Source organism: Acinetobacter sp. ANC 5414, from assembly GCF_013004295.1.
Lineage (GTDB): Bacteria > Pseudomonadota > Gammaproteobacteria > Pseudomonadales > Moraxellaceae > Acinetobacter.
In genome coordinates, this window is record NZ_JABERM010000001.1 from 331,322 (window position 1) to 346,431 (window position 15,110).

Sequence of the window (15,110 nt, forward strand, 5' to 3'; positions counted from 1 at the left end):
ACTGTTTCCTTATTTTATACAATCCGATAAAAACTGTAATGCCATCGGTATTTTGTCTGCGAAATTATCCATCGCATGCTTGCCATCCACTTCAGTGATGATCATGGACTGATGTGAAGCATGGCTATAATAACGCTGTGCTTCACGATAATCCAAAACTTCGTCACCTTGTTGCAGTAACACTAAAATTTTGTCTGCATCGTGTACAAATGGCAGCGCCATCTGCTGCAGTTGATCAAGTTGTGTATGATCCAAAGTCCATTCGGCATTCACCACATAGGGAATGTGCTCGCTGCCAAATAAATCATGAAACAATTGCCATGGTCGCATAGCAGGATTAATTAAGACAGCCGGAATACCATGTTTTGCGACCAGTTGTGTCGCATAAAAGCCTCCCAGACTGCTGCCAATCAGAACCACTTGATCTAAACTTGCAATCATATCTGAAACATAAGCCAAAACCTGTTGGGGTGGCATATTTAAATCAGGCAGATAAACCTGAACATCGGTCTGCTGACAAAATGCTTTAAGCTGTTGCCCTTTTATCGATAAGGCACTACTTTGAAATCCATGTAAATAAATAATGTTCATCGCTTTTTATTTCATATTAATTTAAATGAATCTGATTTATTCTAAAATAAAACGAGAACGCCATTACCGCTTCGTTTTAATTTGCATTTTACAGGAATTGTCAGACAAAAAAATTACAACTAAAACTGAATCATCGTTATTGTAAAAGCTGTTCGAGATGAACCCTATAAGATTAAAAGCTAAGAATTTATACCGTGATCTCAAGAAAAAATAAAGTGCCTGGGGGACCTGGTCAGAAAAAGGATAGGATAAAATGCCAAGTTTAACGCCATTGCATGAAACCTATTGTAGATGGGATCGTACTCCACCTAGCCAAGCCGATGTATTGGAAGGTCTGGCTCAATTGGTCACGACCCGTTTAGGGGATGCGTTACAAGACCTGATCCAGGTCATTCAACGCGAAATCATGATCAGCCTATTTGGCATGAGTGAACAACGCTCAATAAAATTACAGCGAATTCCGTATATTGAAAAAATGTACCAGTTCTCCTACGATACTTTGCTTAATTCCGGCCTCTATGTACTGGCACCCAGCCTACGTCAAATTATTGAAAAATATCCAAAATTGCATGATAAACCACTCACCCCCCTACTGCACTTTTTAGTCGGTGTTCTAAACGGTTTACTCGGGGATTATTTATTAAAATATCAAAACCCGCTTGCCTTACCAATGGTGTTATACGATCACTATGGTGAACTGCAAAAAGGTGATCTATCCGGTCGGGTAGTGATCTTTGTCCATGGTTTATGCATGTCCCATTTAAAATGGTCCAAACATCGATATGGCGGCATTGGTGAGAAGCTTTTGGCACAGCGTGACCATAACACCATGCTTTACCTCAACTACAACACCGGGCGTCGTATCTCTGCCAATGGCCGTAGTCTTTCCCATACTTTAGAAGATTTGGTTCGTCGCAACCCGTTAATTACCAGCATTGATTTAATTGGACATAGTATGGGGGGCTTGGTATTACGCAGCGCCTTATTTTATGGCAAACAGAACATGTATCCGTGGGTACATCTGACCGAAAATCTGGTCTGTTTAGGTTCACCGCATCATGGTGCCGTTTTGGAACGTTTTGGTTTTATCCTGCAGGATAAACTGGGACACTTCCCTTTTGTGAAAATCATTCGGCATATCGTCAATATTCGCAGTAATGGCATTCTGGATTTACGTTATGGCAGCGTACGTGATGATGACTGGGAACATAATCATGCCCGAATAGGCGGTATGGATGACAATCGTAAACCCGCACCCTTGCCCTCCCACATCAACGCCTTTTTTATTGCCGGCTCAATTGCATATGAAAATAGAAAAAATCGCCCTTTAAATGTACTGGGTGATTATCTGGTCAGTATTAAAAGTGCTTTAGGCGAACATCCCAATCCACGCTTTCAATTGAAAGTGCCTGAATCCCATAAAGCGATTTTCTATGGCTTAAATCATTTTGAACTTCACTATCACCCCAGTGTGGCTGAACAAATTGCGAAATGGCTTTATCCACCACAAGATGAGCAGGTGAAAGAACAGGTGCATGAATACAGGCTGCAATTGGAAGACTTATCAGGTATTGCACTGACTTAAATTGATAATAAAAAAGCCAACTTAAAGTTGGCTTTTTTATGAAAATTTTTATTTCTTTTTCGAAGCTTTATGCGTTACAAAGGGATAACTACGCAATAATTGCCATAAACTGATTAAAGCCAATACCGCAAAGAAAGCCAATGACCATACTGGAAGGGATTGCCCCAAGAAAGTCCAATCCACTTTGGCACATTCACCCGAACCTGTCAGCACTTGTTCAAATACCGACTTTAATGGCAAGGTTTCTACCCAGTAATCTAGGCCTGGACCACAACTTGGAACCTGATCGGGTGGCAAATTTTGCAGCCAAACATGACGTGCTGCCACACCTGCTGACCAAAGAATACTGATTGAACCCAACAAGGTATAAATACGTTTAACCGCATTTGAACTCGGGTTATGCAAAAAAGCGACCAGGGAAACAATCCCCAACCCAATCAGGCCGATGCGTTGAAACACACACAGCGGACAAGGTTCAAGCCCTTGTACGTGTTCCAGATATAACGCAAACGCCATTCCAATGACGCTGGCTAAAAACAAAAAACCACTCACGAAGCGATAACTCCATTGCATGGTGAATCCTCTTAATTTTATCGATAATCGGCAAGATATTGCTCAAAACTGAGACTGCTATCTTGCTCGAGTTGCTGTTGCTGTTGCAATGACTGCACCGCTAAATCATCAAAATAAGACAATGTATCTGGGCTTAATTTATGCTGCTCATAGGTCGTTGCATGTTGTTGTGCCATGAAACTACCAAAGCTCCATGTGCCGCCATTCTCTAAAGTATCGGCAATCACTTGGGCAGACAGGGTTTCATCTACTTCATCAATACGTTTCAACATGACAGTCAATGCGGCTGAATACATGTCTGTACTATAAGTCGCATCCAGTAAATCAGCCAAAGGTTGCATTTCTGTGACCTGAACACGTGACCAGTCTTCAATGGCATGTTCACCTGTTGCATCAATAATCAATGCATTTGGGGCACGACCACGATTGACCACTTCCGCCTGATTGCGCTCAATCTGTTCTTGTTCTTGATCCAGTAATTCTGGACTCTCTTGTAATAAACAATGTAGGGCCAAAACTTCCAGGAAGGCCGCGGTGTTTTCATCGATCCCGATCGGGCTATACGGATTGACATCCACTGCACGCAACTCGACATACCCCACCCCACGATTTTCCAACGCCTGAGATGGCGTTTCCCTTGCTTGAGGCACCTGTTTCGGACGGACTAAGCTGTAGTATTCATTTTCAATTTGCAGCACATGGTCATTGATTTGAATTGGCTCACCCTGTTCATCAGTTAAACCTAAACGGCTAAATGGTGCATAAGGCGTTTTTACCGCTTTCTGCAAGCCTTCTAGATAACCGGACAGGTTATTGTAGTGAATGCCCAATTGTTTCTGTGCAGAGTTCTGATAACCAAAATTCCCCATACGCAGTGCTGTTGAATAAGGTAGGAACAAGGTTCCTTTTAATAATGGCAATAAATGATGCTCACGCCCGGTCATAAAACATTGACATACAGAAGGACTGGCACCCACCAAAAACATCACCAATGGGGTTAAACGAATAAAGTTACGGATTAAACCAAAGTAACGATGACTGCGATAATCCTGTAAATTTAAACTTTTTAAAGCTTCATCAGTTTCATGTTGTTGCAGCGCTTCAAAGACCTGGTCAGGGAAAGATAAATTATAATGTACCCCTGAAATGGTCTGCATACGACGACCATAACGCACACCTAAACCACGACGATATAAAGTCTTAAAACGACCGACATTGGAGGTGCCATATTGGGCTAAACGAATACTGTCTTCGTCATCATCCAGCATACATGGCATCGACAACGGCCACAGCTTTTCACCATTTTCCAAATGACGATGGGCAATGGCATGAATATCTTCTAAATAATCTAATGCTTTTTCAATGCTGTCTTGCGGAGGAGTAATAAACTCCATCAAGGCTTCAGAATAGTCCGTAGTGATGTGCGGATGTGTTAAAGCCGACCCGAGTGCTTTTGGATGCGATGCTTGCGACAAAAAACCATTGCTTTGCATACGCAGGCTTTCGCGCTCAATACCGCGCAACATGCCTTTAAACAGCGAAGAATCCACCCAAGCTGGTAATACCACTTGAGAGGTCGATTCGGGTTGACTCATTACAATCTCGCTTATCGGAAGATAACTAATAAAATAAAATCATCAGTTTATATCAGTATAACGTGATTTGGGACTGTCACATTACACCCTGTATAGTTTTCAAGCAAAATGTCGATTTTATTTCTGGCAAATTTTTATCACAAAGTTACTCTATAAGACACCTACATTTTGTGATTGTATTGAATAATAAGTGCTAAGGAATTGTAAATATTATGAATTATCGGGATATTTTGGACTTTTGGTTTAACCCGGAAACACAATCCTTATGGTTTGCAAAAAGTGATGATTTTGATGCATTAATTAATCAAAAGTTTCGTAATATTCACCAGCAAGCTGCACAAGCCGAGCTTTGGTCCTGGCGCAAAACTGCGGAAGGTCGCCTGGCTGAAATTATTGTACTGGACCAGTTTTCGCGTAATTTGTTCCGGGATCAAGCACAAGCCTTTGCTCAAGATGCTTTAGCCCTAACCCTTGCCCAAGAAGCCATTAGCCTGGATTTAGATAAACAATTAAGTCCGGAACAACGTGCGTTTTTATACATGCCCTTTATGCATAGTGAATCGAAATTGATCCATGAATTCGCGTTAAAATTATTTCAACGACTGGGTAATCCCATGAATCTGGATTACGAAAAAATGCATAAAGCGATTATTGACCGTTTCGGGCGCTATCCGCACCGTAATCAAATTTTAGCGCGTCCCTCGACTGCAGAAGAGCTCGAATTTTTAACCCAACCCAACAGCAGTTTCTAAACATTTATTGTGTCTCCTCCCTCACACAGTAAATTGGTATGGAGGTTTAACATGAAGAACAGCATTATGGGTCTGAGCATGGTCGTGGCAATTGCCTTATCTGGCTGTACAACCACACCTTCAAAACCACTGACTTTTGACCAATTGGGTCAATTCAGCAATACGCCTTTAAATGCGCAATCTTATCGCATCAGCTTCCAGGCCCATCCCAATATGAGCTTTGGTACAGCGGAAGAAATCACCCTGGTTAAAGCCGCTCAAACCACGGTACAGAACGGTTTTCGTTATTTTAAAGTGCTGAATGATCCGAGTAATCGTAACCAACCACCACGCCAAGCCGTGGTCTACTCCACCCCAATGTACTATCCATACGGATATTATCGTCGTTACCCGGGTTTCTGGCCTGACCCATTTTATGATATGCCACGTGTGGTCACTATTGACCCGGTACAAGTTTCCTATACCATTGAATGTTATAAAGATCAGAAAAAAGCACCCAGTGATGCCTTCGATGCCTATTTGATTTTACAATCTTTAGGATCCAAATATGGACTCAGTCCCACTGGACAAGTCTTGGCACCGCCAGTGCCAGCCAAAACAAAATAACCATGTGCCACACATAAACAGGAATACTGCATGACCACAGCGGAAGCGACCATAACGTCTAGTTTGCAACGCAGTAAACGCTTTGCCACCATTGCGTTAGTCATGGCTGTTGTAACATGGTTACTGCTGATGCTGGTGGCCAAGCTGATGCCTGAATATGTATGGCTAATTCACATTCTCATGCTCGGTGCTGAAGCGGGTGTCGTGGGTGGCTTGGCGGATTGGTATGCCATTACCGTGCTATTCCGTAACCCGTTTGGGAAAATGCCGATTCCTAAATTCATGCTCGATCACACCGAAATTATTCCGCGCAATAAAGCGCGAATAGCTGAGTCGATGGGCCGTTTTGTACAGGAAAACTTTTTATCGCCACAAGTGGTCAAAAAAAGTCTGCAAAGTACCGACCTCAGCCTTGCTGTGGGGCAATGGCTAGCCAAACCTGAAAATAACGCTCAAGTGACCCAAGTCATTCAGCAAACCGTGCCGAAAATTTTTGAATTTGTGGGACAGGAACAAATTGGGCGCTTTATTCAAAATAATAGCGTGCAATGGGTACGCAATACCCAAATCAATACCTTGGCCAGTGAAATGCTGCGCGCGGTTCTGGAAAATGACTTTCATCAGGATGTATTACAACGCGGACTCGATTTAGCCCATGAATGGGTGATGTCCCATCCCGAAGAAACCCGTCAACTCACCCGCACATTGTTCAAAGAATTAGGCGTGTGGAAACTGGCGAAAGGCGCAAGCTGGATTGGCATTGATGTACAGCAACGCACCATTGATTCACTGGTAGAACGCGTGGAGTCGATGCTTGCAGACCCGCAGCATCCTTGGCGTCAAAAAATTGAAGACATGGGACATCAGTTGATGCTGGAACTGGCAGATGACGAAAGTAGTGCCAGTCATCGCTTAAATAGCACCAAAGATGCCTTGCTGGATAGTCCGCAAGTACTGAATTTTATTAGCGGTGCCGTGGTGATTCTCTGTGATGCGATTGAAGCCGATTTACGCAAACCAGATTCAGGCATTGCACAAAACCTAAGAGTTGCCATTCAGCAAGTCGGTGAAAATATCATTTCTAATCCAGCGGTACGTCAGTTACTGAATGACCGTATGAGTGGGATTGCGGTTAATTTAAGTGACCAATACAGTGAAAAAGTCATTCGTTTTATTAGCGAACGGATTCATGAATGGGATTCACGAGAAATGATCGACAAAATTGAAAATGAAGTCGGTGGCGACTTGCACATGATCCGCGTCAATGGCGTGGTCGTGGGTGCATTTATTGGTTTAGTGCTCGGGATTATTCGCGCTTTGGTGGATTTGGTGCTTTAGTTTAAATATCATTTTAAACTGGATGAATGGACAAAATCAGTCTTTAACCTGCAAACTACCGATGGCAAAGAAATTTTTAATGCCTCGAAACTATCCTTCCAAAATGCAAAAGCAGAATTATTGGATAAACCGGTTTCCTGTAAGGACGCATTTACTTCGGTGGATGAGCAGCAGACAGATCTACCAGTTTGCCCGTCAATTTACGCACAAAAGGTAAAAGGGTTAATACAATTGGAAAAGCAAAAGCCCAAGAAATCATCCAGTTGTGGAACCATAAATTCATAAAACCGTCGATCCAACCCAGATTACGCAGCATATTAATCAAGGAAATAATGCCACTCATCAGGCAAGATAAAATAAATGGCATCACTACCATGGCCCATTTTGCTGGAAGTTTGGGAATATTGCCGATAATCGTTGGGCGTTCAGGTTGCATGTCGTCTGTTCTGTTCATTCCTTCAAGCCCTCCAATATGCCATAAATCATGCTTTTTGGGATCTTTTCCTTGTTTTATCCCCTTCTCCGGCATGTAGACTGTCGGACAAGATTCATTCAATACAAATGGGTTTACCTAAAGACGGTGAAATTTGCTATATTTGCTGTTTTTCCGCGACGTTTATTTTTCGACTGATTATGAATACGGCAATCCAAGCAGCTCTCGATCATGCAGTGCAATCTCTTCAAGCTGAAGGTGTACTCCCATCCGACTTTAATAACAGTAGCAACTTAACGCGAACCAAAGACCGAAGCCATGGCGATTTTGCGTCAAATATCGCGATGATCGGTTCTAAAGCTGCGGGTATGAAGCCTCGTGATCTCGCGGAAAAAATCCTCGCCAGTCTTCCTGAAGTTGCCGATATCAGCAAAGCAGAGATTGCAGGTCCTGGCTTTATTAATTTCTTTTTAAATGCCGACCAACGCTTTACTGTCCTAGATCAGGTTCAGGCGCAAAAAGATCAATTCGGTCGTACCCAAGCCAATGCTGAAAAACGCATCCAGGTGGAATTCGTTTCAGCCAACCCGACTTCAAGCCTGCACGTAGGTCATGGTCGTGGTGCAGCGTATGGTATGACTGTAGCGAACTTGCTTGAAGCCACTGGCGCAAAAGTAGATCGTGAATATTATGTCAATGATGCTGGCCGTCAAATGGACATTTTGGCAACATCAACCTACTTACGTTATTTGGAACTCACCGGTCAAGAATTGGTATTCCCTAAAAATGCCTATCAAGGCGACTACGTTAAAGAAATTGCACAAAGCATTATCGACCAAGATGGCGATGCTTATGTACGCCCTGTTGCGGATGTCTATAAAGATGTCCCTGAAGATGTGCAATTTGCAGCTGAGCTTGATGCAGATGGCAACAAAGTTGTACTTTCAGGCGATAAAGAAAAACACATTGATGGCTTAATTCATAATTCGCAAAACTTGATTGGCACAGGCTATCGCGTGTTCCATCAAGCGGCATTAAAAGCCATTCTTGATGATATTAAAGATGACCTGGGTGAATTTGGTGTAACTTTCCACCAATGGTTTAGCGAAGCTTCTTTAACTGAAAAAATTGACGAAGCTTTAGAAACTTTAGATCAACGCGGTTTCTTGTACGAACAAGACGGTAACATCTGGTTTAAATCGACTGAATTTGGCGATGAAAAAGACCGTGTAGTTAAACGCCGTAATGGTCAAACCACGTATTTCGCCTCTGACATTGCTTACCATTTAAATAAATTACAACGTGGTTATACCGATATCGTGGATATCTGGGGTTCAGACCACCACGGTTATATTGCACGTGTAAAAGCTGCGATTGATGCGCTGGGTTATGATTCTAAAAAACTGACTGTGCTTCTTGTTCAGTTTGTCAGCCTATGGCGTGGCGGCGAGATGGTGCAAATGTCATCTCGTTCAGGTCAGTTTGTGACTTTGCGTGACCTTCGTAAAGAAGTCGGTAACGATGCTGCGCGTTTCTATTATGTAATGCGTAAATCTGAACAGCACATTGACTTTGACCTTGACCTTGCAGTGTCACAAAGTAAAGACAATGCGGTGTACTACATCCAATATGCCCATGCACGTATTTGTCGCATGCTTGAAAAAGCAGCGTCTACCGATGTGAATTTTGATGCCGTGAATGCCCGTCAATTTGCAGTAAAACTTGATCTTGATGCTGAAACTGAAATTCTGGCGAAACTTGCCGCGTATCCTGAAATTGTGATTCGTGCAGCGAATAGCTATGAACCGCATCAAGTCGGGAACTACCTGAAAGAATTGGCAGCATTATTCCATGGTTGGTATAATGAGCATAAAGTACTCAATGATGATGCTGAACTTACGCAAGCACGTTTACTACTTTCGGTAAATGTACAACAAGTCTTACGTAATGGTTTAGAATTATTAGGCGTATCTGCCCCTACATCCATGTAATTAAAATAAAAGGAAGTCCACGTGTTTGGAAAAACGCAACGCGGTGTATCTGAGCGACCGAATAAGCCTAAAAAGCCATTGATTCCGGCATGGCTGGGAACACTTGTCGTCATTTTAATCGTGCTGAGTTTTGCTGTAGCGTTGATGCTATGGAAACCGTGGGCACCGGTTCAGCCGAAGAATCAGATTAATTCTGAACATTACCAGGAAGACACCAACAAAGACTACCGTTTCTACGATTTGTTGCCTCAACAACAAGTCACGCCTATTCCTGATCAGGCTGTGCCTGAAACTAAAAACTCAGAAACTGTGGTGATTGTTGAAGCACCTGAAGAAAAACCGACGATGAATAGTGAAACCACTGAGCCAAGTCTTGAAACTGCTGAAGCACCCGTTGCCCATCAGCCAAGTTATATTCTTCAAGTCCGTAGCTATGCTGATCCAGATAGTGCGGATGCTCGTCGCGCCGAAATTATTTTGAATGGTTTATCTGCCGATGTAGTTAAATCGGTTGAAAATGGTCAAACCTGGTATCGGGTGATTTCCGGTCCTTATGATTCTGCTGACGCTGCACTGATTGCACAGCAAACCTTACAGCGCAGTGGCATTGATTCTATCGTGGTGAAACGTTAAGTTGAATTTATAAAAAAGCGCCTCAAATGAGGCGCTTTTTTAATGCTTTGTGCCTCCCCCTTTAACAAAGGGGGAATGAGGGGGATTTACTGATAAAAGTAAATTCTTTAAATCCCTCCAACCTCCCTTTAAAAAAGGGAGGCTAAAAGCATTTAAACCGTATGCCCCAAAGCCTCACCCATTACTACAGTTGAGTTGGCTTTGAATGCTACATCCCATTCCATTTTATCTTGTTCAAATAAAATCACGGCAGTAGAACCTAGATAGAAGCGCCCCAGCTCTGCACCCTTTTCAAGGAACAGATTATGCTGATTCAGCTCCAAACGACCTGTGGGTTTCACCTTACCTGTCGCAACTGTTTCAATACCGGCAACAATCATGGCACCGACTAAAACCACGGCCATACGACCGAGTTCAGTATCAAACAAACATACCATGCGTTCATTGCGCGCAAATAAACCCGGAATATTTTCCGCAGTGGTTTGATTGACGGAGAACAACTCACCGGGTACATATAACGTTTCAGTCAAAGTTCCCGCAAAAGGCATATGCACACGGTGATAATCTTTAGGTGATAAATATACGGTTGCGAACTGACCATTTTTAAACGGTTCAGCCAGTTGTGGATCGGCAATTAATTTTTCAACTGAAAAACTTTGACCTTTGGCCTGAAAAATATCGCCATCTTCAATTTTGCCCAATTGTGAAATTGCACCATCCGCAGGTGAAACCACACTGTTAGGATTGGCATCAATCTCACGTACACCCTCTTTCAATGAACGGGTAAAAAATTCATTGAACGATTTATATTTCAATGCATCACCCTGTTCAGCAATTGACATATCAATGCCGTATTGGGCTTTAAAAGCCTGAATCACGGTATTTTTGACAATCGGGTTTTCACTGGCTGCGAGTTTCCCCACCACACGTGATAACTGGTGTTGTGGCACAACACGTTGTGCTTGAATAAATAGTTGTTTTTTTAAACGTGATGCGAAACTCAAGACGGTAACTCCCCGGTAATAATCGGACTGTCGAGGCGGTTGCCCCATTCACTCCACGCACCATCATAAGCCTGAATATTCCAACCGAGTAATCGACCCAAGATATAAGCCAAACCCGAACGGTGATGTGACTGACAATACACCACCACAGGCTCGTTTAAATTGAATCCCAATTGTTCTAAGCGTTGTTGAGTGCGTTCTAAGGGATGTAATTTTAAATGATTTTCACGATTAAGGGCAGTACTCCATTCAAAATGTCGGGCATTTGGAATGTGACCACCGCGTCGCGCTGCCAGTCGAAGCCCTGTGTATTCATCTTCGGTACGGCAATCCCACACTTGAATGTTATTGTTTTTAACTTTTTCTAAAAGTTCTTCATATTCAATGCGGTAATGATCAATATGTGCCTGGTTAATTTCAACCAAATTTGCAACAGGGGCTAATTTTTCGACCTCTGAAGAAGTTGGAAAACCTGCAGCTAACCAGGCATGAATACCGCCATTCAGTAAACTGGTATTTTCAAAACCGAGGCAATGCAAATTCCAGATCAGGCGTCCTGCCCATGCCCCACCTTCATCGTCATAGGCCACCACGTGATGGTCTGGAGAAATATTCAGATATTCAATCAGGGCTTTCAAGCCATCAATATCGGGAAGCAAACCTGAAGCTTGTTCTTCTTGGCGAACCAGCTGCTTAGGCTTGACATGAATCGCATGCGGAATATGCAATTGATCATAAACAGAACTACGGCTTAAATCGACAATACGTAATTTCTCATTACCCAGATGGGGCAAGAGGTCTTCTGCTTCAATGAGCAGACCAAAATTAAATGTAGGAGCAGTCATACTTTTTCGAGTTTTATTTAGATCAACATTACTGATCTTAGCACAACTCATTTTCACTATTATGCTGATTTTTTGCATTCTTTTAGCAAAAAATCAGCTATAGAAAAGTCACTGTTATTTAGTTTCAGTGATTTGGAACACCTGACGTAAATAAGCAAGGAAAGTATCGTTATCGGTCATGGTTTTTCCGGGACTGTCGGAAATTTTAGCCACCGACTGACCGTTACATTCCACCAGTTTCAACACAATATTCAATGGAGTTTGCCCCAAGTCATTGGTTAAATTGGTACCAATACCAAAGCTCACCTGAAAACGATCTTTAAAGTACTGATGCAAATTCCAGGCTTTTTCCAAATTAAGCCCGTCACTAAAAGTCAGCATCTTGCTTTTGCTGTCCACTTTTAGTTTTTTATAGTGGGCATAAGCTTTTTCACCCCATTCGTAGGGATCGCCACTATCATGACGCAAACCATCAAACAGTTTGGCAAAATACAAATCGAAATCACGCAGGAAGGCATCCATTCCGACCACATCGGTCAAGGCAATTCCCAAGTCACCACGATATTCCTGCACCCAGGTTTCCAGAGCCAGTTTTTGAAAATTGCGTAAACGTACATCCAACGCTTGAAAGGCTTGCAGGAATTCATGTGCCATGGTGCCAATTGGGGTAATCCCCAGTTCTTTGGCAATCAGGACATTACTGGTACCACGGAAAATATAGGGCGAGGCTTGATGAAACTCGGTAATGACATGTTTCTGCCAGTCATAACTATAACGACGACGCGTACCAAAATCGGACACCAAGAAAGGTGGATCATTTGGATTTTGTTCTTGTTCGTACTTTTTAAGCAAAGCCACTTTGGCTTGCAAACGACGTTCACCTTCTGCCAAAACCTCATCGGTACGGATACGGCGGAAATACAGTTCGTTAACCAGCGCCAGCACAAAGATTTCAAACATCATCGCTTGTACCATCGGGCCTTCAACCCAAATATCCAAACGGCCTTGATCATCAATACTGGCTTTAATAAAGCGTCGTTTTAGTTGGAACAATTCCAAGTAATCGACAAAGTCACTTTTAATAAAACGCAAGCTACGTAAATATTGCAACTCATCTTCTTTAAACTTGAGCTGACATAAATAATCGAGCTGCTCATTCAAATCATCCAAAATATCCGTCAGTGGATAAACGGTATCTTCTAAATTACGACAACGAAAATGGTAGACGCTATGGGTTTGAGGAAATTTATGCAGAACCACCTGTAACATGGTGAATTTATACAGGTCGGTATCTAATAATGAATGGATGATTGCGGACATATCACTTTCAGTTTTTATCAACTATCCGCATTAAAGCATATTTTTTTCACTATAAAACCAATGTTTTCGTAAATACAGGAAACTATTGAATAAGTTATGCCTCATTTATCCATCACCACAATAACATTTCATTCTTTCAAATCACTCCAATCCATCTTAAAACACAAGCTCACGCCTTTTAAAAAGGGTCTGTCTAAAGCACAGAGGGCAAAAAGAGACTTTCATCTTTATCCATTCATTTAGATTTTTTAAATTCACCTATACAAATCATGAGTTTTTAAAGCCTTTAAGCACGCATTTGCTACAATTCACCGCAAATTTGAAATAACTGATCTGGTTAAATTATGCGAGCCTTATTACAACGAGTTTTAGAAGCCAAAGTCGTGGTCGATGGTGAAACCACCGGTGAAATTCAACATGGCATTTTGGTATTTCTGGGTCTAGGCAAAGAAGACAATCTTGAAAAAGGCAAAAAGCTGATCGACAAGATCTTGAAATATCGTTTTTTTGATGATGAACAAGGCAAAATGGGCTGGAATGTCAGCCAAGCCAGTGGCGGATTATTATTGGTTTCGCAATTCACCTTGATGGCTCAAACGCAAAAAGGTTTACGTCCTGACTTTGGTCCAGCGATGCCGCCAAGTGAAGCCAAAGCACTTTATGAACAATTGGTTGAATATGCAAAATCACAATTTAAGAATGTGCAAACTGGTATTTTTGCAGCCGATATGAAAGTGCATTTGGTCAATGATGGACCGGTGACTTTTAACCTGGAAGTTGAATAAACAACACAAGATATTAACCATTAAAAAAGCCCTCTATTGAGGGCTTTTTTATTTTTAAATACAGATCTGAAATTATTTACCGGTTTTTTCACGGATAAATGAACGCACCAATTTCACTTTTTCTTGTACTGGCTTAGGTAATTTTGGTGGAATCAGTTTGGCTACTTTGTTAAACCAAACCAAAAGACCGAAATCACCTTCCATTTTAATCGTGCCATTTTGCATGCCGGTCATGAAAGCGGTTGGATCGCCTTTCATTAAGGTTTTTACGCCTTGCTCACTGTCTGCAAACTGCAAAATAAAGTCAGCTTTTTCAGCATCGCCAGACACAGTATCAATTTGTCCATTGTTTACGATAATTTGACGCGCAACACCCAAATCTGTACCAATTTGAATACGAAATTGACGTTCATGAACTAACTCAATAAATTTTGGACTGGTACGAGCCAATTGCTTCATACGCAAAGCCAAGCCCGCAACTAATAAATCAAGCGGATCCGTGCTTACATCGACCAGTGGTAATTTTACGACAGGAATCGAAGATAGTTTCATGACATTTAAGCCTATTGTAATTGTTGTAAAATTGACGACTTATCCTAACATAAGTTATGTTTTTTGAAGTAAGGCTTTGTATAACAATATTCAACGAACAAAAAAAAGATGTGCTCCTGGCACATCTTTTTTAGAATTCTTGAATATTTCGGTTTAACGGCTTGAGCAGTGCTGCTGATCTTCTTCATATACCGGTGTATGTTCAATACAACGACGTTCAGTTAAGGCACGTTCTGCACGACGATCTTCGCGTACCAAAAGCATGGCAATCACAACCATTGCTGACATTAACGCAGTCAGATAGCTATAGGTCATGGGTAATTCAAATACCACTTGTGTACCGAAGCGGACAACTTCAATCAATCCCCAAAACAGCATACCTGCAAACATAAAGCTTAACAAACGACGATAAGGCGAGAAGAAAACAGCTATCAAAGCAGCCGCAATCAAGCTTAAGCCTACGATGGTCGCTAAATTCGCTGTAACCATAAAAACCTCCGTCTAAGA

16 protein-coding genes are annotated in these 15,110 nt (G+C 42.0%); 7 read left to right on the top strand and 9 right to left on the bottom strand.

The window, feature by feature from the left end; translation table 11 throughout:
* Positions 1–9: 9 nt before the first annotated feature.
* Complete coding sequence (locus tag HLH18_RS01620; RefSeq protein WP_171545549.1) at positions 10–591, bottom strand: YqiA/YcfP family alpha/beta fold hydrolase; 582 nt, start codon at positions 589–591, stop codon at positions 10–12.
* A 253-nt stretch (positions 592–844) separates the two neighbouring features.
* On the opposite strand from HLH18_RS01620, the gene HLH18_RS01625 reads away from it, so the two are divergent.
* Positions 845–2,176 carry a PGAP1-like alpha/beta domain-containing protein gene (locus tag HLH18_RS01625; protein ID WP_171545550.1) on the top strand — a complete coding sequence of 444 codons (1,332 nt, stop codon included), beginning with the start codon at positions 845–847 and terminating at the stop codon, positions 2,174–2,176.
* Positions 2,177–2,224: 48 nt separating this feature from the next.
* Here the strand turns inward: HLH18_RS01625 and HLH18_RS01630 are convergent, their stop codons facing one another.
* A complete protein-coding gene (locus HLH18_RS01630) occupies positions 2,225–2,749 on the bottom strand; it encodes a disulfide bond formation protein B (RefSeq protein ID WP_171545551.1) in 525 nt (174 codons plus the stop codon).
* 17 nt (positions 2,750–2,766) lie between these two features.
* Positions 2,767–4,344, bottom strand: a complete 1,578-nt coding sequence (gene gshA, locus HLH18_RS01635; protein WP_171545552.1) for a glutamate--cysteine ligase — start codon at positions 4,342–4,344, stop codon at positions 2,767–2,769.
* Positions 4,345–4,556: 212 nt separating this feature from the next.
* Here gshA and HLH18_RS01640 point away from each other — a divergent pair, with 212 nt between their 5' ends.
* The 3 genes from HLH18_RS01640 to HLH18_RS01650 are packed head-to-tail and all read left to right on the top strand — an operon-like array spanning position 4,557 to position 7,040.
* Complete coding sequence (locus tag HLH18_RS01640; protein WP_171545553.1) at positions 4,557–5,096, top strand: DUF924 family protein; 540 nt, start codon at positions 4,557–4,559, stop codon at positions 5,094–5,096.
* A gap of 51 nt (positions 5,097–5,147) precedes the next feature.
* Entirely contained in the window at positions 5,148–5,702 is a 555-nt protein-coding gene (locus tag HLH18_RS01645; RefSeq protein ID WP_171545554.1) for a CC0125/CC1285 family lipoprotein, read from the top strand.
* A gap of 30 nt (positions 5,703–5,732) precedes the next feature.
* Positions 5,733–7,040: a DUF445 domain-containing protein gene (locus tag HLH18_RS01650; protein ID WP_171545555.1), complete on the top strand. Its 1,308-nt coding sequence runs from the start codon at positions 5,733–5,735 to the stop codon at positions 7,038–7,040.
* Between the two features lie 151 nt (positions 7,041–7,191).
* Here the strand turns inward: HLH18_RS01650 and HLH18_RS01655 are convergent, their stop codons facing one another.
* Complete coding sequence (locus HLH18_RS01655; protein ID WP_171545607.1) at positions 7,192–7,476, bottom strand: DUF2798 domain-containing protein; 285 nt, start codon at positions 7,474–7,476, stop codon at positions 7,192–7,194.
* 197 nt (positions 7,477–7,673) lie between these two features.
* Between HLH18_RS01655 and argS the strand changes: the two genes are divergently transcribed.
* Together argS and HLH18_RS01665 are read left to right on the top strand one after the other, a co-directional pair.
* Positions 7,674–9,464, top strand: coding sequence for an arginine--tRNA ligase (gene argS / locus HLH18_RS01660; RefSeq protein ID WP_131288422.1), 1,791 nt, complete (start codon positions 7,674–7,676; stop codon positions 9,462–9,464).
* A 21-nt stretch (positions 9,465–9,485) separates the two neighbouring features.
* Positions 9,486–10,097 carry an SPOR domain-containing protein gene (locus tag HLH18_RS01665; RefSeq protein WP_171545556.1) on the top strand — a complete coding sequence of 204 codons (612 nt, stop codon included), beginning with the start codon at positions 9,486–9,488 and terminating at the stop codon, positions 10,095–10,097.
* Positions 10,098–10,249: 152 nt separating this feature from the next.
* Here the strand turns inward: HLH18_RS01665 and asd are convergent, their stop codons facing one another.
* From asd to pncB, 3 genes are all read right to left on the bottom strand, one after another.
* Positions 10,250–11,101: an archaetidylserine decarboxylase gene (gene asd, locus HLH18_RS01670; RefSeq protein ID WP_171545557.1), complete on the bottom strand. Its 852-nt coding sequence runs from the start codon at positions 11,099–11,101 to the stop codon at positions 10,250–10,252.
* Complete coding sequence (locus HLH18_RS01675) at positions 11,098–11,946, bottom strand: sulfurtransferase (RefSeq protein ID WP_171545558.1); 849 nt, start codon at positions 11,944–11,946, stop codon at positions 11,098–11,100. Before HLH18_RS01675 ends, asd begins: the two co-directional genes overlap by 4 nt.
* Positions 11,947–12,060: 114 nt before the next feature.
* The gene (gene pncB / locus HLH18_RS01680; protein WP_171545559.1) at positions 12,061–13,266 is read right to left on the bottom strand and encodes a nicotinate phosphoribosyltransferase; all 1,206 of its coding nucleotides are present in this window, start codon (positions 13,264–13,266) and stop codon (positions 12,061–12,063) included.
* Between the two features lie 344 nt (positions 13,267–13,610).
* On the opposite strand from pncB, the gene dtd reads away from it, so the two are divergent.
* Complete coding sequence (gene dtd, locus HLH18_RS01685) at positions 13,611–14,051, top strand: D-aminoacyl-tRNA deacylase (protein WP_171545560.1); 441 nt, start codon at positions 13,611–13,613, stop codon at positions 14,049–14,051.
* A 72-nt stretch (positions 14,052–14,123) separates the two neighbouring features.
* On the opposite strand, the gene HLH18_RS01690 is transcribed toward dtd, so the two are convergent.
* Positions 14,124–14,603: an SCP2 sterol-binding domain-containing protein gene (locus HLH18_RS01690; protein WP_131288435.1), complete on the bottom strand. Its 480-nt coding sequence runs from the start codon at positions 14,601–14,603 to the stop codon at positions 14,124–14,126.
* A gap of 153 nt (positions 14,604–14,756) precedes the next feature.
* The gene (gene aciT, locus HLH18_RS01695; protein WP_131288437.1) at positions 14,757–15,092 is read right to left on the bottom strand and encodes a ciprofloxacin tolerance protein AciT; all 336 of its coding nucleotides are present in this window, start codon (positions 15,090–15,092) and stop codon (positions 14,757–14,759) included.
* Positions 15,093–15,110 lie beyond the last annotated feature (18 nt).

What these genes read in the sequence shown, in the direction of transcription:
- HLH18_RS01675 (WP_171545558.1), bottom strand. Translation starts at nt 11,946, where the DNA reads ATGACTGCTCCTACATTTAATTTTGGTCTGCTCATTGAAGCAGAAGAC.
- dtd (WP_171545560.1), top strand. Translation starts at nt 13,611, where the DNA reads ATGCGAGCCTTATTACAACGAGTTTTAGAAGCCAAAGTCGTGGTCGAT.
- HLH18_RS01625 (WP_171545550.1), top strand. Translation starts at nt 845, where the DNA reads ATGCCAAGTTTAACGCCATTGCATGAAACCTATTGTAGATGGGATCGT.
- HLH18_RS01620 (WP_171545549.1), bottom strand. Translation starts at nt 591, where the DNA reads ATGAACATTATTTATTTACATGGATTTCAAAGTAGTGCCTTATCGATA.
- HLH18_RS01640 (WP_171545553.1), top strand. Translation starts at nt 4,557, where the DNA reads ATGAATTATCGGGATATTTTGGACTTTTGGTTTAACCCGGAAACACAA.
- HLH18_RS01650 (WP_171545555.1), top strand. Translation starts at nt 5,733, where the DNA reads ATGACCACAGCGGAAGCGACCATAACGTCTAGTTTGCAACGCAGTAAA.
- HLH18_RS01645 (WP_171545554.1), top strand. Translation starts at nt 5,148, where the DNA reads ATGAAGAACAGCATTATGGGTCTGAGCATGGTCGTGGCAATTGCCTTA.
- HLH18_RS01630 (WP_171545551.1), bottom strand. Translation starts at nt 2,749, where the DNA reads ATGCAATGGAGTTATCGCTTCGTGAGTGGTTTTTTGTTTTTAGCCAGC.
- pncB (WP_171545559.1), bottom strand. Translation starts at nt 13,266, where the DNA reads ATGTCCGCAATCATCCATTCATTATTAGATACCGACCTGTATAAATTC.
- gshA (WP_171545552.1), bottom strand. Translation starts at nt 4,344, where the DNA reads ATGAGTCAACCCGAATCGACCTCTCAAGTGGTATTACCAGCTTGGGTG.
- argS (WP_131288422.1), top strand. Translation starts at nt 7,674, where the DNA reads ATGAATACGGCAATCCAAGCAGCTCTCGATCATGCAGTGCAATCTCTT.
- HLH18_RS01690 (WP_131288435.1), bottom strand. Translation starts at nt 14,603, where the DNA reads ATGAAACTATCTTCGATTCCTGTCGTAAAATTACCACTGGTCGATGTA.
- aciT (WP_131288437.1), bottom strand. Translation starts at nt 15,092, where the DNA reads ATGGTTACAGCGAATTTAGCGACCATCGTAGGCTTAAGCTTGATTGCG.
- HLH18_RS01655 (WP_171545607.1), bottom strand. Translation starts at nt 7,476, where the DNA reads ATGCAACCTGAACGCCCAACGATTATCGGCAATATTCCCAAACTTCCA.